At 42.8% G+C, this 22,420-nt stretch carries 22 protein-coding genes; 14 read left to right on the forward strand and 8 right to left on the reverse strand.

Annotated elements, in window-relative coordinates:
- The first annotated feature begins 136 nt into the window (after nt 1–136).
- The 6 genes from OH456_RS24560 to OH456_RS24585 all read left to right on the forward strand — a co-directional run bounded on the left by OH456_RS24560 (nt 137) and on the right by OH456_RS24585 (nt 4,275).
- A complete protein-coding gene (locus OH456_RS24560; protein ID WP_270034393.1) occupies nt 137–730 on the forward strand; it encodes a DJ-1/PfpI family protein in 594 nt (197 codons plus the stop codon).
- Nucleotides 727–1,230: a GNAT family N-acetyltransferase gene (locus OH456_RS24565; RefSeq protein ID WP_107306892.1), complete on the forward strand. Its 504-nt coding sequence runs from the start codon at nt 727–729 to the stop codon at nt 1,228–1,230. Before OH456_RS24560 ends, OH456_RS24565 begins: the two co-directional genes overlap by 4 nt.
- A gap of 40 nt (nt 1,231–1,270) precedes the next feature.
- Entirely contained in the window at nt 1,271–1,945 is a 675-nt protein-coding gene (locus tag OH456_RS24570; protein ID WP_038222344.1) for a YoaK family protein, read from the forward strand.
- 9 nt (nt 1,946–1,954) lie between these two features.
- Nucleotides 1,955–2,332, forward strand: coding sequence for a VOC family protein (locus OH456_RS24575; protein ID WP_031496537.1), 378 nt, complete (start codon nt 1,955–1,957; stop codon nt 2,330–2,332).
- A gap of 18 nt (nt 2,333–2,350) precedes the next feature.
- On the forward strand, nt 2,351–3,145 hold the full coding sequence (locus OH456_RS24580) for a PhzF family phenazine biosynthesis protein (protein WP_198557796.1): 795 nt from the start codon (nt 2,351–2,353) through the stop codon (nt 3,143–3,145).
- 98 nt (nt 3,146–3,243) lie between these two features.
- Nucleotides 3,244–4,275 (forward strand): hypothetical protein, encoded by a 1,032-nt coding sequence (locus OH456_RS24585; protein WP_236110622.1) that lies wholly within the window; start codon nt 3,244–3,246, stop codon nt 4,273–4,275.
- 41 nt (nt 4,276–4,316) lie between these two features.
- On the opposite strand, the gene OH456_RS24590 is transcribed toward OH456_RS24585, so the two are convergent.
- The 5 genes from OH456_RS24590 to OH456_RS24610 all read right to left on the reverse strand — a co-directional run bounded on the left by OH456_RS24590 (nt 4,317) and on the right by OH456_RS24610 (nt 8,347).
- Nucleotides 4,317–4,796 (reverse strand): hypothetical protein, encoded by a 480-nt coding sequence (locus OH456_RS24590; protein WP_006071408.1) that lies wholly within the window; start codon nt 4,794–4,796, stop codon nt 4,317–4,319.
- Nucleotides 4,797–4,832: 36 nt separating this feature from the next.
- Nucleotides 4,833–5,336, reverse strand: coding sequence for a hypothetical protein (locus OH456_RS24595; protein ID WP_031496530.1), 504 nt, complete (start codon nt 5,334–5,336; stop codon nt 4,833–4,835).
- A 2-nt stretch (nt 5,337–5,338) separates the two neighbouring features.
- Nucleotides 5,339–5,788 (reverse strand): hypothetical protein, encoded by a 450-nt coding sequence (locus OH456_RS24600; RefSeq protein WP_031496528.1) that lies wholly within the window; start codon nt 5,786–5,788, stop codon nt 5,339–5,341.
- Between the two features lie 773 nt (nt 5,789–6,561).
- Nucleotides 6,562–7,206, reverse strand: a complete 645-nt coding sequence (locus tag OH456_RS24605) for a DUF3299 domain-containing protein (RefSeq protein ID WP_270034395.1) — start codon at nt 7,204–7,206, stop codon at nt 6,562–6,564.
- A gap of 118 nt (nt 7,207–7,324) precedes the next feature.
- Nucleotides 7,325–8,347, reverse strand: coding sequence for a helix-turn-helix domain-containing protein (locus OH456_RS24610; protein ID WP_031495396.1), 1,023 nt, complete (start codon nt 8,345–8,347; stop codon nt 7,325–7,327).
- Nucleotides 8,348–8,582: 235 nt separating this feature from the next.
- Between OH456_RS24610 and OH456_RS24615 the strand changes: the two genes are divergently transcribed.
- The 4 genes from OH456_RS24615 to OH456_RS24630 are packed head-to-tail and all read left to right on the forward strand — an operon-like array spanning nt 8,583 to nt 13,603.
- Complete coding sequence (locus OH456_RS24615; RefSeq protein WP_006071414.1) at nt 8,583–9,737, forward strand: HlyD family secretion protein; 1,155 nt, start codon at nt 8,583–8,585, stop codon at nt 9,735–9,737.
- On the forward strand, nt 9,727–10,746 hold the full coding sequence (locus OH456_RS24620) for a DUF2955 domain-containing protein (RefSeq protein WP_236110626.1): 1,020 nt from the start codon (nt 9,727–9,729) through the stop codon (nt 10,744–10,746). The genes OH456_RS24615 and OH456_RS24620 overlap by 11 nt, the downstream gene beginning before the upstream one ends.
- Before the next feature lie 9 nt (nt 10,747–10,755).
- Nucleotides 10,756–11,820, forward strand: coding sequence for an AI-2E family transporter (locus OH456_RS24625; protein ID WP_006071416.1), 1,065 nt, complete (start codon nt 10,756–10,758; stop codon nt 11,818–11,820).
- Between the two features lie 19 nt (nt 11,821–11,839).
- A complete protein-coding gene (locus tag OH456_RS24630) occupies nt 11,840–13,603 on the forward strand; it encodes a phospholipase D family protein (RefSeq protein ID WP_270034396.1) in 1,764 nt (587 codons plus the stop codon).
- A gap of 208 nt (nt 13,604–13,811) precedes the next feature.
- On the opposite strand, the gene OH456_RS24635 is transcribed toward OH456_RS24630, so the two are convergent.
- Nucleotides 13,812–14,570, reverse strand: a complete 759-nt coding sequence (locus OH456_RS24635; protein ID WP_006071418.1) for a hypothetical protein — start codon at nt 14,568–14,570, stop codon at nt 13,812–13,814.
- Between the two features lie 147 nt (nt 14,571–14,717).
- Here OH456_RS24635 and OH456_RS24640 point away from each other — a divergent pair, with 147 nt between their 5' ends.
- The 4 genes from OH456_RS24640 to OH456_RS24655 all read left to right on the forward strand — a co-directional run bounded on the left by OH456_RS24640 (nt 14,718) and on the right by OH456_RS24655 (nt 19,224).
- Nucleotides 14,718–15,668 (forward strand): helix-turn-helix domain-containing protein, encoded by a 951-nt coding sequence (locus tag OH456_RS24640; protein ID WP_252039055.1) that lies wholly within the window; start codon nt 14,718–14,720, stop codon nt 15,666–15,668.
- 202 nt (nt 15,669–15,870) lie between these two features.
- Nucleotides 15,871–17,250, forward strand: a complete 1,380-nt coding sequence (locus OH456_RS24645; RefSeq protein WP_270034397.1) for a metal-dependent hydrolase family protein — start codon at nt 15,871–15,873, stop codon at nt 17,248–17,250.
- A 49-nt stretch (nt 17,251–17,299) separates the two neighbouring features.
- Nucleotides 17,300–17,947 carry a DUF3299 domain-containing protein gene (locus OH456_RS24650; RefSeq protein ID WP_270034398.1) on the forward strand — a complete coding sequence of 216 codons (648 nt, stop codon included), beginning with the start codon at nt 17,300–17,302 and terminating at the stop codon, nt 17,945–17,947.
- A gap of 11 nt (nt 17,948–17,958) precedes the next feature.
- The gene (locus OH456_RS24655; protein WP_270034411.1) at nt 17,959–19,224 is read left to right on the forward strand and encodes a carbohydrate porin; all 1,266 of its coding nucleotides are present in this window, start codon (nt 17,959–17,961) and stop codon (nt 19,222–19,224) included.
- 26 nt (nt 19,225–19,250) lie between these two features.
- Here the strand turns inward: OH456_RS24655 and OH456_RS24660 are convergent, their stop codons facing one another.
- Nucleotides 19,251–19,403: a hypothetical protein gene (locus tag OH456_RS24660; protein ID WP_006071423.1), complete on the reverse strand. Its 153-nt coding sequence runs from the start codon at nt 19,401–19,403 to the stop codon at nt 19,251–19,253.
- A 144-nt stretch (nt 19,404–19,547) separates the two neighbouring features.
- Nucleotides 19,548–22,346, reverse strand: coding sequence for an Hsp70 family protein (locus OH456_RS24665; RefSeq protein WP_270034399.1), 2,799 nt, complete (start codon nt 22,344–22,346; stop codon nt 19,548–19,550).
- Nucleotides 22,347–22,420 lie beyond the last annotated feature (74 nt).

The raw sequence follows: 22,420 nt of genomic DNA on the forward strand, positions 1-22,420 counted from the left end.
AGAACAACGATTTCATTTGTTGTGAGTGAGATGCCTTTGACGTTATCCAATACTTATGGTTTGGGTTACAAAGGTTGAAATAATCTTTGTAACTCAATACTGTAGGTAACAGTATCTTAACAGAATGGAGGCTGTGATGAATGTTGGAATCTATGTGTATCGTGATGTAGAGGTATTAGACTTTGCTGGGCCTTTTGAAGTCTTTTCTACGGCGAATCGGTTTCTGAACGAAGAAGACAAATGGTCAGTTAGCCTTCTATCTCAAACACAAGGTACCGTCTTAGCAAGAGGTGGTCTTAAAATCCAATCCGACTACTCCATCTACAGTCATCCGGCAATTGATGTACTGATTGTCCCCGGTGGGGTTCATATCCAAGAGATGGAAAACACTCGCGTATTAGATTGGGTGAGAGAGACAGCAGCTAACTCTACGCTTGTGGCTTCTGTGTGTACAGGCGCATTTTTGCTGGCGAAATCGGGTGTCCTTTCTAACCAAACTGTCACGACTCACTGGGAAGATCAAAATGAACTACAACACCTGTTTTCGGAGTTAACCATTATCAATGATACACGTTGGGTAGATTGTGGTGACATTGTCACATCAGCTGGTATTTCTGCTGGGATTGATATGAGCTTGAGGCTGGTTGAAAAATTGCGCGGACGCGACATCGCACTTAAAACAGCAAAACAGATGGAGTTTGATTGGTGTGAACATGGGGTTACTTTATGAGCATTGCTGTAAGACGTTTAACTCATCCAATATCGGAAAATGTGTTAGCACTAGCTGTGTCAGATGAACAGTTGCCTTTTGTGGGTGTAGTATCCGATATTATTCAGAGCAGTTTAGGTTACCCCAAAGAGAGTCAATGGGTAATCTATTCGGGCGAGACTCCTGCAGGTTTTTTCCTACTTGATGAGGCATACCAAGTTACATTAGGAACTACGTTGGAGAATGCTACTGGCCTTCGCGCTTTTTTTATCGATTCGCGGTTTCAGGGTAGAGGTCTCGCTAAGATGTGTTTAAAGCTTTTAGTCAAAGAGTTTAACGCTTGGTTGGGCACTGAACACAATGACCTATATTTGACTGTTAACTGTAGAAACAAGGCGGCGTATCAACTTTATTTAGCAGTAGGGTTTATTGATACGAAAGAACTATATCTGGGTGGTCAAGCTGGTCCTCAACACATTATGTGCTTTAAATCAAAGACAACAGATGAAATGGGGCTATGATGCTGCCTTCTGAATTATGTTGTTGAGATAGGTGATTGCTGTGATATCTAAGTTACCTCGTTGGATTGAGTCGGGTGCGTTTGTTCTCTCTTTACTAGCAGGGACAGTGAATGCTGTGGGGCTTATGGGGTTTCAACATCAGGCGATCTCACATTTATCTGGTACTGCAACTCTACTAGGTACTCAACTGATTCACGATTGGTCTCTTGCTGGTCATATGTTCGCAATTATCGTTAGCTTCTTAGTAGGGTCTGCGATTTCTGGTTTATTCATTTCAAATGTGTCGCTAAAACTCGGTCGTCAATACGAGTGGCTTCTTTGCATTGAAAGTCTATTTTTGCTGATCGCCACTTATTTACTACTCAATGGTTCTCAAAGTGGAACCTACTTTGCTTCAGCTGCATGTGGGTTGCAAAACGCCTTGGCAACCACGTTTAGTGGAGCGGTAGTTAGAACGACTCATGTCACTGGTATCGTTACTGATTTGGGAATCATGATTGGTTCGACATTAAGAGGCGAGACATTTGATAAACGAAAGGCCAAGCTGTTTGTCACCATATTAACGGGGTTTATCGTTGGCGGTATAGTGGGTGCTCTGTTATATCGGAATTTAGCGTTTATGGCGCTCGTTGTCCCTGCGGCAGCATGCCTAGTTTTAGCGTTAGTGTACCGAATTTATCGCAAGAGAATCGCTTATACCAATCGAGCAAGTTAGAGGGAATTTATGAACATTCAATCGATTGATCATCTCGTACTCACAGTTGCTGATTTGCAATCATCTGTGGAGTTTTATGAAACGCTAGGAATGAGATATGAAACATTTGGTGATAATCGGCATGCGCTTCATTTTGGTTCTCAGAAGATCAATCTGCATATCAAGGGACAAGAGATAGAACCTAAAGCAACCTTTGCAGTGCCGGGAAGTGAAGACTTGTGTTTTGTAATAGACACTCCGGTTGGACAAGCTAAACAGATACTCATTTCTAAAGGTATTGACGTATTCACAGAGCCTGTCAATCGCACAGGCGCTACGGGCAGCATATTGTCAATTTACCTGCGCGATCCAGACGGTAATCTTATCGAACTTTGTAATTATCAATAGTCAACTCTAAGGAAAATCATGACCACGCAATGGATTGTCGATGCTTTTACCACACAGCCATTCAAGGGCAACAGTGCAGCTGTTATCCTCGTTGAGGAGTACCCTGACGATGAATGGATGCTTAACGTTGCAGCAGAAAACAACTTATCTGAAACCGCTTATCTTAAACGTCTTGATCACAACCACTACTATATTCGATGGTTTTCTCCAATCACTGAAATTGATTTCTGTGGCCATGCCACATTGGCGTCCGCGTTTGTACTGTTCAATGACTTGTCTCACACTGGCGAAATTCGTTTTTCTACCAACGATGTCGGTGACCTAATCGTGGTACAAGGAGCTTGTGAGCGAATAGAGATGACGTTTCCCATTCTTATGCCTTGTGAAATAGACGAGGTTCCAGAAGCGCTTGTTCGAGGACTATCTATAGAACCATCTAAGGTGCTACGAAGTAAGCAAGCATATTTCGCTATTTACGAGTCAAAACAACATGTTGTCTCTTTAACAACGCAAAATGAGCCACTAAAAACACTTGCTCCTTATGATGTAGTCGCGACAGCTCCAGGTTCCGACGATCAATATGATTTTGTTTCTCGCTATTTTTGGCCAGCGAATGGCGGTGATGAAGACCCTGTCACAGGCTCGATTCATGCGGGTTTGATGCCATATTGGGCTGAACGACTCGGCAAATCAAAACTCACGGCCTTACAAGCTTCTAAAAGAAGTGGGATCTTGTATGGTGAGGTGCTTCAGGACAGTGTCTGTATTTCTGGTAATGCCGTATTATTTGCGAAGTCCACTCTGAACGTTTAGAGTCACGCACCAATTTGACGACTAATGAAATCCACTTATAGGCTTAGAAGTGGGACGCGTAGTCAGTTATTTATCCCAGTAGTAGAAGAGTCAAACGAATGAAGCTTTCAAAAAGAGAAGGTCGTGTTGTTGACAGTGCGATAGAGCAATGGCTTGAACAAGGCACTATCAACCAAGAAGAACATGACAAACTGAAAAACAGCTATCAAGTCGCCAGTGTCGATTGGTCACTTATTGCTAAGTACTCATTTTGGATTGCAATTGTTTGCATCGTTTTATCGGTACTTTCCGTGTTGCTCGATGAATGGCTGATTAAACTACTGGATGAGATATTCTCTGCACCTGACATAGCGAAGAGTGGATTTTTCGCCGTAATATCAGCGGGCTTTTACTTTATTGGCGTAAGACGAAAATCGAAGACTCCGGACAAAGCCTTTAGCAATGAGGCCTTATTTGTACTGGGTATTGTCAGTACTGCTGTGTCGATTTATTTTCTAGGGCAGGTTATTCAAACCAATAGTTTAACCAAGTTAATCCTGCTTGCCTCGCTAGTGTATGGCGTTTTGGGATTGTGGATTCCGTCGCATATTGTTTGGTTGTGTGCGTTACTGTCATTTGGTACTTGGCTTGGTTTTGAAACCTATCAACTAAGCGACGAAGGATATTTTCTTGGACTTAATTTCCCATTCCGTTATGTGCTTTATGGTTTAGTACTGATAGTAACAAGTACGTTGGCAGTAAAACGTTGGCCATCTAAAGAAGATTTCGCCATCACTACTCGTGCGTTGGGGCTATTTGTGTTCTTTATATCGATGTGGTTAATGTCGGTGTTTGGTAATTATGCGGACTTTAGTGTGTGGAGTAATGTCACTCAGTTCTCTTTGCTACATTGGTCGATACTATTACTTATTGCGTCTGTTGTAGCTGTGTATCACGGAATGAAGTTTGATGATGAACTTACGCGTGGCTTCGGGCTCATTTTCATCTTCATTAATCTGTACACGCGCTTTATAGAGTACTTCTGGGAAGGTACACATAAAGCGGTATTTTTTGCTATTTTGGCAACAAGCTTTTGGTTCTTTGGGACTCGTGCTGAAAAGATATACCGCCTTGGACGTGCAAAAGAGTAATCTGCTTCGTTAAACTCATTTAACAATAGTTTTGGGAGCGTTTATCTTACGCATAAGCTCTCCCAATCGAGCCTCATCATATGCTCACCCGCTGGTGCCATCGACTCGTCGATATCCACTCTTGCTCTTATTTCGATGATTTGATCTGGGTTTAACTGATCCTTTTCGATTTGAATACCATTACGCCAATAGTTGATATCGCCCTCATAACGCTGAGGAACATCAATTTGAAATCGAAACTTCTCAGATGGTAGGCTCGATTCTAAACCTCCAAAGTCAGCATTTTTTAAACGCAGAATTACACTACCGTGAGGGATGTTATGAACCAAACGCAGTCGAATCTCACGTAAATCGTAATCTTCGCCAAATGACAGTTCTCCCTCTGCATCAATGACTTCAATTCCACAGCGTGCTGGGATGTCTGCACGGAATCTTAATTGAGCATCGTTGTTTTCTGCCAAACATGTCGTTGATAGTAGTAACAGAGCTAGAACCCAACAATTAGTGACCAATCTGAACATAAATAAATTCCAATAGATGCTTGCTAAGCCGACTCATTAAGCGCAAATCGTGACCCATTCGGTTTTTATTGTCAGGTCATCTTTGGCAACTGTATCTTCCTCAGAAAGAGAAACTCTGGCTCGGATTTCTAGCTTACGCTCATTACCAAGTTCATGACGTGTAAAGGTTTTACCTACCATCCAAGCAAGAGCACTGCCTTCCTTTTCACCGCTACCTGTTACTTTAAAATGGAAAAAGCTGTACTCTAGATTCCTTAGATAATCGTCTTGGTCATACTCTAAGTCGTCTAGTCTGAGTAACACTCGGCCATTTTGACGGTTATCGATAATCTGAATTTGAGCTGCGTCCGCTAGATAACTATCTCCAAATGCCAAATCACCTTTATCTTTGAGCACTTCCAAACCACACTGTGCTTCAATGGATGCTTTAAACTCTATTTCTGCATCGTTATCCATTAGCGAAAAGTTGTTATTTGCATACACTGCATGATTAGTGATAACAAGCATACCAGCGACTAGTAGAGCGGTAGATGTGCGCATAATTACTCCGCGAATGTTGTATTAGTTTGTTTCATTTTAATTAGACGCTGCTTCTCTGTTTCGATTTGCAGAAGCTTAAGTTCGTGTTCAGCTTGAGCAAGTTCTTCTTCTCGTTTACGCTGACGCATTTCGAACGCGTACAGTTTTGTGCAATCAACACGGTCTTCACCGCCAAACTGAATTGTGACTGCAGCATAGATACCGCGGTCATCTTCGTTGTAATAATTGTGATAAGGGTCGTACTGGTTGCTGTATGTATCATCTGCGCCTTGGGAACCATAAGTTCCAAATTGAACAGTTTTACCCGTTGATACTGCTTGTTCACAGGTAGACCCATTAGATGTCCGAATTCTATCAGTACCTGATGGGTTTGATACTGAGGGGATAGGGTTTGCCAGTACATTCATCGAAATCATCATAGCTGCCGACCCCAAAGTGATTCTAAAACTCATGATTAAAATCTCTTAAATGTGAGCTTTGTGCATACTTCATAGGTGTTCGGGGAGTCTGTAACCATCTTAGTACACACTAATTTTTCGGATGTTTTACTAGGAGGGGTTTTAACACTAATGTCTAAGTCAATTTCCTGATTGGCCGCTAGCTCAATTTTATTGTTAAACACCTTCTCGTTGATCCTCAGATAGTAATTTGCAGAGACATTGGAACGATTCACCAGGGTAAATTGCACTTGCGTTTTATCTGAATAGGTTTCGAATTGAGTGTTTTTCCACTTATGAACATTGGCACTGGCTGTGAATGATGCAGCCAACGCAGTTAAGCAGACAAAGTATTTAAGTAGTCGCATACATCACCTCTAGAGCTAACAAAGAAGGGGATAGTAATGCAGTTGCGCGTAATACGATTACCATTTCGCGCCAGCAGGTTAGAAAAGTGAAACAACTTTGTTTTGGCGTTGAAACGCTAACCATCGAAGGAAGGTTGCGTAATTACTGCTCTAACTTTGAGATTGTTTTTGTATCGATGTATCGAAGAAGAAAATTAAATGATGAACCTACGATTGGCTTTGGACTACTTTTAATAATCCATACACTCGATTTATTGAGTACTTCTGAGAAGGGACGCGTAAAACGGTGGCCTTTGCTACTTTAACAACAGATGTTTGGTTCTTTGGAACTCGTGCAAAAAGGGTTTATCGTCTTGGTCGGAGCTAGCATACAGAATCTTAAGTTTCTGAATATCAAAACCTGTAAAGCAACAATAGATACTACTGCTCGTACATTGTGACATTATCCGCGGTCATTGTGTATGCGCTCATTACTTCAGTATTGCCGTCGGAGAGCTCAATATTGGAAGCGGTAGATTGCTCCAACAAAGTTCCTTCGACCCACACCGGTGAGTATAAACCTCGAAACTCAATTCCTTTAGGGTAACTCACTACGACCATTTGATTTCCTGGCGGTGGTGGTGTGTGAATACAGGCGCCGGCAGTAGGAACAAGTATAAACTCAGTAACAATCAACTCATCAAATTCAAGAGGTACAATGAACCCTGGAAGTCGCCCCTTCTTGCCAATGAGCGTGGGATTGATATTCATATTCCAATCTGAATGATTGGCCTCTATTTGCTTTTGTTCTTCAATTAAATCAAGGATATTGATGCCATTCTTTGCAAAGCGTATCAATGCTTCACGATAATTTGTCTCTAGTGCAGCACGTTCAGGTTTGTGTTTATTTTGATAGTCTACGATCGTCATCAAATCATAGCGCTGTGTGGGTGTAAAATTCACGAATTTGTTTTGGTAAGTTGGCGTGTCAATGGTCGGCGAGAGATCTTGCCACTGCCAGTCATTTGCATGTGCTTTCACTATAAATAGCAAAGAAAGACTGAATAAAATAACTAACGAACGCATGCTTTAAATACCGATAATTGACCATTAACCGACAGAACCTATCAGTAACCTTGCCATGTGTACATCCTTAACCAGTTCTTTTTGGTATCTTGTTGTAAGAATGAACCGTGTTGTTTGGTTATGGACTGCGCTGTGTTTCGTTCAAACTTAATATCGTTCTTTGATACATTTTAGGTGTTAGGCCGCTGATGCGCTTAAACGAACGCGAAAAGTGAGAAATATCGGAAAAGCCAAGTTGACTAGCAATGTGAGTCAGTGATCGTTCTTCGCCCATTAGTTCTACTGCGACAGTAAATACTAGATTATCTTTGATATGGCGGAAACTTGTTCGCTCTTCATTGAGCCTTCGCTGCAGCGTACGTGGTGTCAGCTTTAACAGTTTGGCTGCTTGCTCTAGGGTAAGGTTGTGTTCCCGAACATAGGGTAATAATGCCGTAAACACGCGGTCGGTAAAGTTAGCGTGCCAAGTCACTAATGGTTCTTGTGGTGCACAATCTTTACTGGTGATATTTGGAGCGTGCTGCAAAATCTCCTTATCGATTAACCATTCTATACGTTCATTTTCAACGAAATATTGTGGTGACGTCCCTATGATAGCTTTAAATACATCAACTTCCTTCGATTGGATTTTAATTTGTTTAGGAGTCCATGTGGACTTAGTCATGGCTCGGACCAATTCAATAGCGTAAAGCACTGCCCAAATCTCTGACCAAAGGAATAACGGGCTGTCATCAAATTGGCGTTTGCACCAATACCAAGTCCTTCCATGACTCTGTTCTAGTCCAACATTGACGCCAACGGCATCGTACTGAAACACTTGTTTTGTATGGACTAAAGCTTCCTCTACCGTATTGCATTCAGATAACTCACCTAGTAGGCGTGGTATAACTTTTTGCCTAATCGCCGTTCGTAATAGATCGCCGAATTGAGTAATTCCTAATTGATTTCCCAATAAATAGATTAATTTTTTCACTGGCTCTTGGGGTAAGAATTCTTGATCCAAATCGAACAAGTCTGGTGGTAATCCAGATTCTTTTATCGCTTGGTGAGGGTCGTGGTTGTATTCGCGAAAGAGTTCTACCAATACGCGGGCATAACCAGATTTGATCAGTGGCGTAATTGGGTCCTTGCTAGTGGTCATAGGCGTTAAGACGGTATTTTTGAGGTATTGATAATGTTTAGGTTAGACCTTTGGCGCAAAATGGCAAATCTGAAAGAACACATCAACTACAATTTTCGCTCAGTGATAATCAGCAAAGTAAACACGTGTTGGTTCTCTAATATACTAATTTTTAAAGTAATTAAATTTAATTTGTTCCGGTAATAGTCTATACCTAGATAGGATTGGTTATTAAGTTGTTAACAAGGGATGAGTAATGAGCGATAAACCAGAATCAAAAAGTCAGCCAGTAGAGAAACAGAACAAAGATTCTCAGATTGAACAAGCTGAACAAAACGCAGAGCAAGCGAAACAGAACAAAGTGAAAAAAGTTACCAATGCTCTTGTTGTCTTTATTGTAGCTAGTCTCGCTATCAGTATTATTTCAGATCGAATCATTCCCTCTACAGACAATGCGCGCGTCAAAGGCTATGTCGTGCCGATCAAACCTCAGGTTTCTGGGCAAGTGATCGATATTCAGGTAAAGCCTAATCAGTTAGTGTCAGAGGGCGATACATTGATTGCTCTTAATCCGGTGGACTATGAGATAGCTGTTCAAAAAGCGGAACAGGATTTGGAAATTGCTGGACAAAATGTTGGAGCTCAAACGGCGACGATCGCCTCTGCACAGGCTCGTTTGACCAGCAGTATTGTCGAACGAGATAACGTTGAACTGCAAACTCGTCGTGTACTTACTATGGCAGAAAAAGGGGTGATTTCCGCTTCTGAGGCTGATAAAGCAAGAGCGAATTTGGCGAGGGCACGCGCCAATGTTCAAAATGCACAGGCAGATTTGGACAAAGCCAATAAACAGCTTGGCGCAGAAGGTGAAGAAAATAGCCAGATTAAAGCAGCTTTACTTGCATTAGAGAAGGCTCAACTGGACTTAGAACGTACCGTAGTTAGAGCTCCAACCAACGGTGGCGTCTCAAACTTCAGTTTGTCCGAAGGATTTTATGCGAGCGCTGGCCAACCCATAATGACGTTTGTGTCAACAGATAGCATTTGGATTGAGGCTTACTTTAGAGAGAACAGTTTAGGTAATATTCAACCAGGTAATGAGGTTGAAATAGCACTCGACTTTGCTCCAGGAAAGGTCATCACAGGCAAAATATCAAGTGTTGATTGGGGCGTGGATTGGGGGCAGTCCAACCAAGCTGGCAAACTGGCTCAAGCCAATAATCAAACTGGCTGGTTAAGACAAACTCAAATGCTTCCGGTTACGATTGAATTCGATACGGCTGATACGACAGGGTTGCTGCGAATAGGTGGTCAAGCGGATGTCGTGGTATACACCGATAACAACACCATCTTCAACATGTTAGGCAAGGCTTGGATTCGAATCGTTAGCTGGATGTCTTATGTCCGATAACACACAAAATCGCGTACTCAGATTTACGCTTGGTGTCGGTATTGCTACGTTTCTTGCTGCTTGGATAGATTGGCCATTGGCGTTTGTAACACCGATTTTCACCGCTAAGTTTCTGTTTGAAAAGAAGGTATTACACAAAGACATCGTCTATGAACTTCTTCTTGCGATGATCGTAACCGTTGTAATTGGTGTTAGCTTAAGCTTAGGTCTTGCTCAATATCCGGTTCCTCTATTAATAGGGGTAGGAATGTTGATGATGTTGGGGTATTACCTGTTTCTCGACCCGAAATGGAATTTGTTCGCAACCATATTGTTAATGTCGACATTGATGTTGCCTTTTATGGCAATTGATAGTCCACCAATTGCTATATTTTTGGCGTTGGGTTTAAGTTTATCTGGTGCTATTGCAGTCGCAATATTCGCAATAATGCACATCTATATGCCGGAGAGAGAAGAAACGCATCAGGGCTATCAAACGGTTCCATTTACTTCGGAATTCCGCTGGCATTCCGCGTTGAAAGCGATGATTGTCGCTTTCCCTGTTGTCTGTTTCTTCTTCATTTTCCAGATCTCTGAAGCGCTACTTTCGATGATATTTATTGCTTTGTTATCGTTAATGATAACAGGCGAAAAGTCCATCAAGTTAAGTCTGTTTTTGCTAATTAGCAATGGTATTGGTGGTGTGATTGCCATTCTAGTGTTTGGTGTATTAGCTCTAGTCCCTAATATTGTTTTTTACACTGTCTTTATCAGTCTTCTAGCAATTGTTATCGGTAGCAAAATGTACTCAGAGCCTACAAAGGCACCAGTGTACGCGACGGCATTCAATACCGCTTTGGTGTTGATAGGCACGACGTTAATGAGCTCTGGTGTGATTGACGAAAAAATGTGGATAAGGCTCGGACTTCTTGGTTTGGTCGCTTTATATATGATGATTGCTGCTTTCTTTATTGAAACGAGGCAATGGAAGGTCCTGCAGTTCAATGGACAGATGATGAAATCTATTTAGGTAAACGTTATGAATTTTGACAGTTCCTTCAATAAAAATGCGATCGATACTTTTATCAAAATCGCGACCATTTCCATTTTGGTCTATTGGTGTTTTTCCATTCTTAGACCTTTCATGATGCTCGTCGTTTGGGGCGGTATTATCGCCGTCGCACTCTATCCAGTGGCGTTATGGTTACACGCTAAATGCCGTATTTCCAAAGGTAAAGCAAGTGGGTTGCTTTCGTTGATTGGCGTTCTGCTACTACTTATTCCACTCGTTTGGTTATCTAGTGGTTTATATACGGGAGGCACAGAAGTGTATTCGCAGCTACAGGACGGAACACTTCAAGTACCAAGGCCGACTCAAGCCGTCAAAGAATTGCCTGTAGTTGGTGAAAAGATATATGCCGCTATGTATCATGCTTCGACTAACTTAGAAGGAGCGATGGCTAAATATAGTGAGCAGATAAAATCGCTAGCAACAACATTAGCTGGCGCTGTGGGGTCCTTTGCGGGTGGGCTACTACAATTTATCGTTTCGACCATCATTGCTGGCGTGTTTATGGCGAATGCTGAGAACTGCCAAAAAGCGTTCAACAAAGTGGCTAATCGACTCACTAACGGCAAAGGTGCGGAGCTAGTCAACCTATCCAAATCAACAGTTCGTAGCGTCGTACAAGGCGTGTTGGGTGTTGCGGTTATTCAATCGATCATGGCCGCAGTCGGTATGGCGTTCGTTGATGTGCCTGCGATAGGGCTTTGGGCACTAGCGGTCTTGTTAATGGCTATTATCCAGTTACCGCCAATACTGGCGCTTATTCCGGTGATTGCTTATGTGTTCGGTACCCAGTCGACCACAGCAGCAGTACTGTTTTTAGTATGGTGTGTCATCGTCAGCGGTAGCGACGCGGTTCTTAAGCCTATGTTACTAAGTCGAGGATCAGATATTCCCATGTTGGTTTTACTATTGGGTGCGTTAGGTGGAATGGCTATGTCAGGAATAGTCGGCCTGTTTGTTGGTGCCGTTGTATTAAGTTTGAGTTATCAACTGTTCGTATCTTGGCTAGAAGAGCCAGAAAAAGCCAAAGATTAATACAAGGAGAATTGGCTCAATGTGGAAAGGGATTTCTATCTTCGTTTTATTGTTAGTTTTGGGCGGGTGTGCTTCTAATGCTCACTCTCCGAGTTCTTCTGACGATGAGTGGACATCACAGCTAATGGAGCAGCGTCGTTGGCGCGACGCTGAAGATTTAGAGAAAGATTATCTTAAACTCTCGTCTGAGAATCGACTACCAGTTCAACCAGCTCTTGTTAAAGTGATTGGCTCACAGCAGGCGGACGCGATAAAGAGTCTCGCCGCGAAGATCTACTTGATTGAAAACGCAAAACACACCATTGATCTCACGTACTATATTTTCTCTGACGATTTAGCAGGTAAAGCCACATTAGGAGCTTTGTGTGAGGCCGTGCAACGCGGTGTTGATATCCGCATTATGGTAGATAGCTTGGGTTCGTACAGTCTTAACAATGGGAACTTAAAAGGCCTTATGCAGTGTGAAAAAAACGCGGGCTATATTCGTGATAGAGAAGGACAGATTACAACTCAGAAAGCACGTGTACAGGCGGTTGTCTTCAATGCACTAACAGATGGTGATTCCAGATGGAACCATCGCTCTCACGACAAGCTATTTATTGTGGACGGTTTCTATAATCAAAATGCTTATGTGATTACGGGTGGGCGGAATATGTCGCTTCATTATTACGGGATCGATAGTAATGGAAGTAAGGACTACTCAGCGTTTCGTGATATTGAAGTCATAATCCGTCCTTTACTTGAATCGAAACCTGAGCAGTCGCCATCTCGACTAAGTGAGTATTATTTTACGGTCCTGTTTACTAAACCTGGCAACAAAAAGCTTGATACATGGTCAAGTTACAATCGAGACAAGTCTTTATTGTTAACGTCTTATCAGAAGTTGAAAGCAAACCCAGAGTTTAATCAAGCATACATTGGTATAGCTCAGTATCTAGATATAGATTATCGTACTGCAGATACCAAATTTGCGCACGAATTGGACAATCTAAATGCGGACGATGTTGTGACGCGTTATAGCCATAACAAAAGTGCTAATGCCAATTCAATCAGCGGCATTTTGGCGAAAACCGCCTATACCAATACTGAGCTTAAAAAAATAAGAGTGGTGTCGCCATACCTGTTTCTTCAGTCGGATTTACTAAAAGATGAAGGCGTAATCGATAGAGAGCTAAACATCGCGTTGAGTTGGTTGGAACAAGATCCAGAGCGAAGTATTGAGGTTATCACTAACTCAGTACTTACTAGTGATAACTTCTTCACTCAAGCCGTGATCGACATGCACACGGTACCTTCACTCATTATGCAAGATGAAACCCTCAAGCAAACTTGGTTAGACGATGACCTTGATAATAACGAGCTCAACGAAAAGTTCCTTCAATCATCAGCTTGGAAGAAGGCGGTTAACCATCCAAGAATCAAGTTCTACCAATTAGGTAAACCCGACTCGGTATTACTCGGTGGAACACAATACTATGGCAAACTTCATGCGAAATTTCTGATTATTGATGAAACAGCGTTTGTAGGCACGACCAATCTCGATTTTCGTTCGTTGCTTTACAACAATGAAGTGGGGTTTTTCTTATCGGGAGAGCAAATAATCAGCGATCTCAACCAACAATTTGAACTACTTAAGCAAGACTCATTGCTTTGGGGTAGTGAGGAGTGGTTAGAGATGCGGAAGCAGCTTAGGGCGGTTGGGGGTATGAAAGGCAAAACATCTGAAAGCCAGCGAGAAATATATAGCATTCTCGAATCTACGGGGCTCAAGTATCAATTCTAGGCAGGGAGTTATTCGCTATTGATGGCGTAATCTGGCAAATGTCGATCATTTTCGTGCGGTATGTTTGATTGTCAATCAAACTATAGGAGTCGTTAATGATCGTACATTTTAGAGTTCAAGATATTGAAGAGTTGTGGTTGCATATCGACTTGGCTGCTCATCTTCAAACAAGGTTAAGAATGTTAAATAGGTTGTAGAATGCTCAATTCTAAAAACTGAACGCCCAACCTATCATCGGGCCCTGCTGGGTGACATCTATCTGTGTAGTGCCCGAGTCATTTTGAATATTTAAGTAGCGATAACCGAACCAAATGTTGTTTAGATTACTTAATCGATACATTCCAGCGAGATTGAGCCCTCTATTCACATCATTGTCGCCAGCAATACTAGTATCTACAGTAAGACTCAATCCCCAGTCCTGATTAAACCAGTGGGCATATTTTAACCCCACCAACCAGTCGAATTGGTGCCCTGATGAATTGATCGATGGGGCGTCGTATTCGTTAACACCTATGTCAATATTGAACTTACTGTAAGTATGTCTAACCCCAGTCAGCATCACTAAGCCATGGGTGACTTCATAACCAGCGAAGAGGTCATTTAAAGACATAGTGGCATCTAGATCGATAGTGGTTGTGATATCCGGAAGAAACGGCAGTTTCGGTTTGTAAGTCGATGAATTGGAGCTTTTGATATGCAAATAGTTAGCGCGAACACCCAATAGCCATTTACCTTTCTGAGCATAGAAATCGCCCATGAGACCGAAATTTAAGTTACTAACAATATTATCAAAAGGAATGTCAATATCCACGATACCACCTGAATTTCCTGAGGTACCGGTGATGCTTGGTGTCCATATCATTGGGAACACCAACAAATATTCCCATTCCTCGGACTGACTTGACTGAGCGAGGCAAGGGGAAAGCACCGTCATGCTAGTTAAAGCAGCTAAACTAACCGACTTCATATCTATTCCTTTAAATACTAATTTATTCAGATGGTTAACATCTAGGATAGACTATATTAGTCCTATACCACCTAATTACTTGTGTACTAGATGATGGCCAGACCTAGAAAAGAAGAGCAAGTCCACATAATTCGAACAGAACACGTCATGTTTTTTATTGACCTCTTCAAGGGGATGGATGTTGATCTACTTCCTTTATTAAGAGAAGCGCGTATTCCCAATACAATTGTTCAACGACCTAACTATTCTTATTTACCAGAATCAACGTTGAAAAACCTGTTATGTCATCTCGGAAAGCGATTATCTAGCGATCAATTTGGGATTAGGGTATGGGAAATGGTCTCACTTGAATATGTCCCGTATTATCTGAGTAAATTACCCGTTAATACGACGGTTCATGAGGCGCTTAGCAGATTTGGTCAACTGCTAGAAATGGAATCGTCCAATACCAAAGTCTACATAAAAAGGGCTGGTGGAGCGTGGTGGTTTGTAAGGGAGAAAACGGGTGCAGATGAAGTTTGGTTCCAATATGCAGAGATATTTTCTGTGACGTTTATGACACAGTTAGTCCATCAGTTAACAGCAGGACAGTATCATCCGAAAGAAATTGGTGTTCAGTCATCTTCCGTTGAGGCTTTTAAATTGCTACCGCAACTTCAGAATGTGGTGCTCTATAACGAACGCCCTGTGACTGCAATTAAAATACCTGACAGCGTAATGATGCAGATGACCAAGTTTAACGTTCAAAAATCTGTACCCAGCGAACCGTTACCAAAGTTGGGACGGTTTACTCAGAGTTTAAAACTCGCGCTTAAACCCTACTTTACCGCTGGAAAGTTACCTCTAGATGTAGCTTCTGAGGTTATTAATATCCACTCAAGAACGATTCAACGCCGACTTAAAGAGGAGGAAACCAATTACAAGGAATTTAGTGAACAGATCTTGTTTGAACTCATTAAAACTGAACTTATGTCTTCATCTACTATTGCGACAGTTGCTCAACAATTTGGTTACTCTGATTCCGCGCATTTCACGCGAGCATTTAAGCGATACGTTGGTATCACTCCTTCGCAATATAGGTCAAATCTCCCTACGTAAAAGCAACCTTTAAGTTTTGTCGCCAAATGGCAATACGTTAGGTTCGCAAATGTATAAATTATCACCTAAGGTTTAGATGTTAATTGTTTGTGAACTCAGCGTGTTACATAAAAACAATTAGCCTCGTAGCAGCAAATTCAAATCAATGATTCGGAATGTTACGCGAAGTGGATTCCACTTGGCACGGACTAAAGGTGAAATAATGAAATCGATCGGCGGCAAACTGTCTCTTCTCGCAGCTTCTTGTGCCTGTGCGCTCTCAGCGCAAGCAGACACAATTTTGTTTAAGAACGTTAATGTTTTTAATGGCACAGACAACAAACTGTATGAAAACCACTACGTATTAGTGGAAGACAACTTAATCAAAGCGGTATCGAAAGATGTAGTTGAAGTCTCCGATGCGCAAGTCATTGATGGGAGTGGTATGACATTAATGCCGGGTCTGATTGAAGGGCATGGCCATCTGCTATTAAACGGCGGTAACTTGAGTGACCACGAGAATAATCGCACGGTAGAAGAATTAGCCGCGCGGTCTACGGTTAACGCTCGAGCAGCGTTTCGTTCAGGCTTCACCACTTGGCGTGATGCTGGCGGATTGAATACCGGCTTACGAAAAACGATAGACTCAGGGATGCTGGAGGGACCTAGACTTTATACCTCTGGCGCTTTCATTGGTCCTACAGGTTCTCACGCAGACTTTAGTAATCTCACAACAGCCAATCAACATTTTTTCGGTTCTACGACGAGTATGGCGAGAAACAGCGTCAGCTTTAATGCCGATGGTATTACCGACATAAAGGCCGCTGCACGTCAGAATTTCAAACAAGGCAACACGCAAATTAAGATCATGTCTTCCGGCGGTGTCGCTTCATCTTTTGACCCTTGGCAGCTAAATGCGATGTCGCCAGAAGAAATTTCGGCAGCGGTAGAAATTGCCGAGGCTTATGGCTCTTACGTTATGTCTCACGCATACAGTAAAAAAGCAATTTTACGCAACCTTGATGCGGGCGTAAAAACCATTGAACACGGTTTTATGTTTGACGGTGATATTGCTAAAAAGATGAAAGAGAAGGGAGCGTATATCACAACCAATATGACGGCTTTTTCTCCCTATTTGACTCAAATCGAAGCGATCAACTCTAATCCGGCTTCGAAACGAAAAGCAGAATCAGCGACGAAGGCATTCTCCAAGTACATTGAAAATGTCAACAAGTATCAACCTAAATGGGGTTTTCACACGGACTGTGTTGGTGATGTAACCGCTTGCATTAAGCAAACCGACCATACCATATTCCTTGCTGGTAAAGAGCTGGGTAACTTCTTCACACTCAAAGGCTTGACGTCAGTGAATGGCGAAATTGTCAAACTATCTGGGGTCATGGACCCTTATCCTGAAGGTAAGTTAGGCGTGGTTGAAGAAGGTGCATACGCCGATCTTATCTTAGTAGATGGTAATCCACTCGAGGACTTATCAGTAATCGGTGCCAACGAGAAATGGTTTGATGCTGAGCCCCGAGAGGCAGACTTAGACACAATTAAAGTGATCATGAAAGACGGTGTTGTTTACAAGAACACACTATAGCCATTCAATGGGGCTCAGAAACTGAGCCCTCTTAACAAGAGTAATGTACATGTTGAATAGGTGTTCTAGCCTGATTGTTGTTCTATTTTCGTTTTCCGTGTCTGCGAGTCAAATCTCGGTCTTAGATTGGACGGATTTGAAACCTCAAATGAAAGAAGAAATTGTAGTCTTACCGGATATAACCGAAGCTCAGAGAGAATCTTTACAAACGATTTTGTTATTAGACTCTGTGCCCAACAAAGCGAATCAAAAACTTGCTAATCAAATCATTGTTGAGTTGGGTAGTGAAGGTGTCGATGCTCGTGATTTACTCGAGAAAAGAGCGACTTATATGGCTCAGATGCAAGCTCGCTCGGAAACCACGACGGATCGCTTTGATAAACAACATATTCGAATGGCTGGCTTTATCGTGCCGCTAGAAATGACGGGAGAGAAAAGTACTGACTTTCTGTTGGTACCAGTTGCGGGTGCATGTATCCATTTGCCACCGCCGCCAGCAAATCAAATAGTGCGAATACGCTACCCAGAAGGATTTGAAATTAAAAATGTTCAATATCCAGTGTGGGTTGAGGGTATTTTCAACAGCGATAAACAGACAGAGGATGTTTTTCTTGTTGATGGTAATACCTCAGTGACAATGGGCTACAGTATGGAAGCCACTAACATTGAAGATTATTACCAATCAGAAACGTTATAGTGAGACGCATGATGACTAAAACCCTTCTATCAAGTGTTGCTTTAGCTGCGATCTTTGCGTCGCTCGTCCCCAAAATAGCCATTGGTGCCGATTTTGGGAGCCCGGACTCAGTCGATAACACTCTCAAGACAAAGCCAACCCCAAAATTGAACTGGAGAGAATCGTTAGAGCAAAATCAAAATCTTACATTTGGCTTAGATTATCAATCATTGGGGCTTCGTGCTTCGGACACCGTGACAGGAGGCGAAAATAACGCCGCCGCTGGTGTGTTTCGTTTCTACGGGAGTTGGAACTTAGTTGGCCTAGATTCAGGTAATGTTGGTGGACTGGTATGGAAAGTAGAGCACAGACATAAGTACACCGACCTTTCACCTAAAGAGTTTTCGTTTGTCGGCAATGTTACTCCCAGTCTACCTGATGGTGTCGGCTATGTCGGTATGATAGGGCCTGCGTATTCTGACCAAGGCAGTCGTCTCACTAACTTGTATTGGAAACAAAAGTTAAACCAGGGTAGAACGTCACTCATGCTTGGGTATCTTGATACCACCGATTACGTCGATACTTATGCTCTTGCGAGCCCTTGGACGGGATTTACTAACCTGGCCTTTAGCACAGGAGGAGGCGCAATTGGCTTGCCTGATGATGGTGTACTTGGATTAGCCGTAGGTCATATGTTGACTGACAATTTTTATCTGATTGGTGGGGTAGCCGATGCTAACGGTGACTCTAGTGACCCATTTAATTCTTTCTTTGACGACAGCAAACTTTTTACAACGTTAGAGTTTGGTTGGACCGCTTCTCAAGAGCAAATTTATACCGATAACGTACATGTCACAGCATGGAATATTGATGGTGGTACAAGACATAACTTGTCTACTATTACCTTGCCAGATGGTAGTACAACCTATAGCGTTCAAAACGGCCGTGGTATCAACTTTTCAGCGAGCTATTTTGCGACAGCGCAGTTGATGCCATTTATTCGGGGAGGGTTCTCAAGCGGAGATGTAGCCTTGTATGATACTTCTATCAGCGCAGGTATCGGCTACTTTGGTTTGGGTAATGCAACGAGTAATTTGGGTTTCGCCGTAAACTGGAGTGAAGTCAATGAAGCGTTTGGGAGTGGTTTAGACAATCAAATTACCTCAGAGCTATATTATAACTGGGCTGTGAATGACTATATTCAAGTCACACCAGACTTACAGTATATAAAGAACCCTGCGTTTTCTGATAAAGATAGTACTTGGATTATCGGCCTAAGGTTACGAGTCGCTATCTAAAAAAAGAGCTCATATGAGCTCTTTTTTTAATTTCCATCGTAGATGTAGCTATACACTCTGACTGGCCATCCGTAACCTGTATATTCTTTAGCAAGAACATCGGCGACTTCAACTGTGACTTCAATTCTTACCCAAGCACCGATGCCTAATGGCTGATACTCAATGACTCGATTTTTCATTATTAGGTTTCCGCTATTATGAGGAGTGATAATCATCGTTAAGGCGCAATGTATACGCCTTAACGAAAATTAGCTTGGAATAGCCGATATTACTTACCTATTTGTGCCAAAGTGTTCCAAACCATAGCAAACTGTGTCGCTGCTTTATTGATTGATAAGTCGCAAACCAACTGGTAGGGCATCACCAAATAACTTTTTAGAATCAGATTCCGACAGTGTTTTGACCTCGGAAACCAATTCATGCCAACTAGAAGATGCTTTCGACGCTTTCAGCTTATCTAGAACCTGTGCTCGATAGTCATCAGAAATATCTAGAGAGCGGTCGCCGGTTTTACGGCACATCAGGACACAGGCAAAGCCTATCATTGGTTCTTTTAGCCAGTCTTGCTCAAGAAGTTTTGGTAGCCATTGTTCAATTTGTTCCCGCGATATCACGTTATGTTGGCTGCCGTAGAGTGGTGTACGAGAGGCAAGTCTGCCTAATGCCCACCAGTGTGCTTGTTCGAACTGAGACTGGTTGAGGGCCTTACTGAGATACCAAGTAGCTAACAGAACTTTGTCATCAACGTACAAGTTCTCTAAGCTTGCCGATAAACGAACCATGGCCTCATAGCCTTTATCCTTGGCTCCTTGGAATGTTTTGGCATTCTTCATCGCACCAGGATGTAAGTATTTGGCGATCCCTCCTAATATTACTTCCTGCTGTTCTTCATTTAGACCGCCTGAGACACGACGCCAGAAAGTCCACCAATCACTCCAACCTTGTGCATTCTGGAACTGAATGCCTTGTTGGTACAACCCCCAGATTTGTTCCATACGCCATGAGTCAGTCGCATCACCAAAACCAGGGCGCATACAAAAGCCTGTTAAGCGAAGCCAATTCTTTTCGTGTTGTTCAGAACGACGACGACGTTTGCGACCCAGTGAAAAACTGTCAACTAGAGAACGTAAGGTATAGAAATCCCAGTCATCTTTCTTACCAAGGTTTTTCTCAAGTGTTTTGGAGAGCAGCTTGATTTCTTTGCTGTCAGCGCTGTTTTTGTTGCCACTATACAAACGAGAAATCAAATCTTTGCTTGGCTCCAGCCCAGGATGAGCGGTGACCGTTTCTTCTTGTGCCTGCTGATTTCGAACTTCAAATTCAAGCGCCCATCGCTGAGCATCATCCTCAGTGCTTACACATTCAATCTTAAGCGTACCAACCTCGGTTAATTGGCAAGCGAGCTGAACTTCAACTCGTTCTTTTTGATTGGCAGCAAGCTGAGAATCATTACCCTGTAACGTATTGATGTATGGAGGCAACGGTGCGAACTGATCGGGGTCGATTTGAACCATTAACCCGTTCTGTACTTTTTGATGCTCGCCAAAGTAATCATGGGTTGAAGTAAGAAGGTTAAATCGAACAGGTTCACCCAGAGTTAGCGCAAATCGACGACCAGTCAGACGAATTTCTTGCCCTTCATCTGTACCTTTGGACAATAAACATAAAGCTTGGCCAAGTTTGTTCTTTTCTTGTAGGTGTAGGAAGTAGGAACGGGCACTACCACCACCAATTTTAAGCTGTGCACCACGACGTGCTTTTGCAAAAGCGACAGCACCAAGCGCAACAGACCAATCTGGATGTGGGTTAGAGAGTAAAGAAACAGCAGAACCTTTCCAGTTTTCAACGATATCGACCACGCGACGTGTGACCAAGTCGCTGTTGAAAACACCACCATTGAGTAGCAGGCCAACAGGAATCGCTGGGTCACTTTGATCGCCTAAGGCGTCTTTCGCAACCTCTTGGTGCAAATGCAAGAACTCGGAGACATGCTTACTTACCGCAGGGTCGGAAACGTAAGGCAGTCCAAATTCAACGACAGCGCTTCGTTTCTTGTCAGGTAGCTCACCAAACTTCGTGGTCGGAAAGAAGCCTTCTAAAGCTATTTGATGCACTTCTTGTTTGGTAAGAGCGATGCTTTTCGTGCCACCGATTAAACGAGAACCACTACCCAACATAGTGATTTTCTTGTCATTTGGAGCATTTTCAGACAGCAACGCCTCTTTTGCCTTGCGAGTTTGCTGAATCAGCTTGGTAAGACTAGCCGCGTTAAGCTTTTTAGCCTCGTTAAAGCGCTGCTCAGCCATATGTGCAAGTGCCAGATCAAGATTATCACCACCTAACATAAGGTGTTCGCCGACACCGATTCGATTCAGTGTTAGTTCGTCATTGTCGTGTTTAGCTTCAATCAAACTTAAGTCAGTAGTACCACCGCCAACATCACATACCAGAATAAGCGGTACTTGGGCCAACTCTTGTGCTGCGGTATCTTTGTGTCTCGCATACCAGTCATAACAAACGGCTTGTGGCTCTTCTAACAGGTGGACTTTTGGTAGTCCTGCCAATTTTGCGGCTTGTAGAGTGAGCTTCCTTGCGGTTTCATCAAAGGAAGCTGGAACCGTAATGACTACATCTTGATCTTCAAGTTTGTTGTAGTGATGGCGGTGGTTCCATGCCTGACGAATATGGTTGAGATAGCTTGCGCTGGCGATGACTGGCGACACTTTTTCGACATCTTGCGCGCCGGCCCACGGTAGAATGTCGTCTTCACGATCAACTGCAGTGTGCGATAGCCAACTCTTAGCACTTGAGACCTGTCGGCCTTCAACTTTTGCACCCAACTCTCTCGCCCATTCACCAATGATGATATTTTTCAGATCACCATCGACCGATTGATTTTCCCATGGGAGAGTGAGGTCCGCTTCGGACACTTGCTGAGCTGCTGGATGATAACGGAAAGAGGGTAGTAGTGGTTTACGCACTACTTCGCCCGGGCCAACGAGTTGGTCGATTTCAAACAATTCGACCGGAGAGTTAGAGAGGTCGTCTTGAATTTCACAGAATGCGACAACCGTATTGGTTGTACCTAAATCGATACCGACCAGATATTGTGAGGATGCCATGACATGCTCCAGTTAGGTCTTAATAAAGACTGGGATTAGCGATAAAAAACGGCACATTATGTGCCGTTTTGTCA

It is taken from the genome of Vibrio sp. La 4.2.2 (assembly GCF_027586995.1).
In the GTDB taxonomy this organism is placed as follows: Bacteria; Pseudomonadota; Gammaproteobacteria; order Enterobacterales; family Vibrionaceae; genus Vibrio; species Vibrio mediterranei.

Excerpts from the sequence above, each read along its gene's own strand:
- OH456_RS24610 (WP_031495396.1), bottom strand. The coding sequence starts at position 8,347 with ATGACCACTAGCAAGGACCCAATTACGCCACTGATCAAATCTGGTTAT.
- OH456_RS24625 (WP_006071416.1), top strand. The coding sequence starts at position 10,756 with ATGAATTTTGACAGTTCCTTCAATAAAAATGCGATCGATACTTTTATC.
- OH456_RS24600 (WP_031496528.1), bottom strand. The coding sequence starts at position 5,788 with ATGAGTTTTAGAATCACTTTGGGGTCGGCAGCTATGATGATTTCGATG.
- OH456_RS24665 (WP_270034399.1), bottom strand. The coding sequence starts at position 22,346 with ATGGCATCCTCACAATATCTGGTCGGTATCGATTTAGGTACAACCAAT.
- OH456_RS24630 (WP_270034396.1), top strand. The coding sequence starts at position 11,840 with ATGTGGAAAGGGATTTCTATCTTCGTTTTATTGTTAGTTTTGGGCGGG.
- OH456_RS24575 (WP_031496537.1), top strand. The coding sequence starts at position 1,955 with ATGAACATTCAATCGATTGATCATCTCGTACTCACAGTTGCTGATTTG.
- OH456_RS24660 (WP_006071423.1), bottom strand. The coding sequence starts at position 19,403 with ATGAAAAATCGAGTCATTGAGTATCAGCCATTAGGCATCGGTGCTTGG.
- OH456_RS24605 (WP_270034395.1), bottom strand. The coding sequence starts at position 7,206 with ATGCGTTCGTTAGTTATTTTATTCAGTCTTTCTTTGCTATTTATAGTG.
- OH456_RS24595 (WP_031496530.1), bottom strand. The coding sequence starts at position 5,336 with ATGCGCACATCTACCGCTCTACTAGTCGCTGGTATGCTTGTTATCACT.
- OH456_RS24590 (WP_006071408.1), bottom strand. The coding sequence starts at position 4,796 with ATGTTCAGATTGGTCACTAATTGTTGGGTTCTAGCTCTGTTACTACTA.
- OH456_RS24645 (WP_270034397.1), top strand. The coding sequence starts at position 15,871 with ATGAAATCGATCGGCGGCAAACTGTCTCTTCTCGCAGCTTCTTGTGCC.
- OH456_RS24585 (WP_236110622.1), top strand. The coding sequence starts at position 3,244 with ATGAAGCTTTCAAAAAGAGAAGGTCGTGTTGTTGACAGTGCGATAGAG.
- OH456_RS24580 (WP_198557796.1), top strand. The coding sequence starts at position 2,351 with ATGACCACGCAATGGATTGTCGATGCTTTTACCACACAGCCATTCAAG.
- OH456_RS24635 (WP_006071418.1), bottom strand. The coding sequence starts at position 14,570 with ATGAAGTCGGTTAGTTTAGCTGCTTTAACTAGCATGACGGTGCTTTCC.
- OH456_RS24640 (WP_252039055.1), top strand. The coding sequence starts at position 14,718 with ATGTTTTTTATTGACCTCTTCAAGGGGATGGATGTTGATCTACTTCCT.
- OH456_RS24655 (WP_270034411.1), top strand. The coding sequence starts at position 17,959 with ATGACTAAAACCCTTCTATCAAGTGTTGCTTTAGCTGCGATCTTTGCG.
- OH456_RS24560 (WP_270034393.1), top strand. The coding sequence starts at position 137 with ATGAATGTTGGAATCTATGTGTATCGTGATGTAGAGGTATTAGACTTT.
- OH456_RS24615 (WP_006071414.1), top strand. The coding sequence starts at position 8,583 with ATGAGCGATAAACCAGAATCAAAAAGTCAGCCAGTAGAGAAACAGAAC.
- OH456_RS24650 (WP_270034398.1), top strand. The coding sequence starts at position 17,300 with ATGTTGAATAGGTGTTCTAGCCTGATTGTTGTTCTATTTTCGTTTTCC.
- OH456_RS24620 (WP_236110626.1), top strand. The coding sequence starts at position 9,727 with ATGTCCGATAACACACAAAATCGCGTACTCAGATTTACGCTTGGTGTC.
- OH456_RS24565 (WP_107306892.1), top strand. The coding sequence starts at position 727 with ATGAGCATTGCTGTAAGACGTTTAACTCATCCAATATCGGAAAATGTG.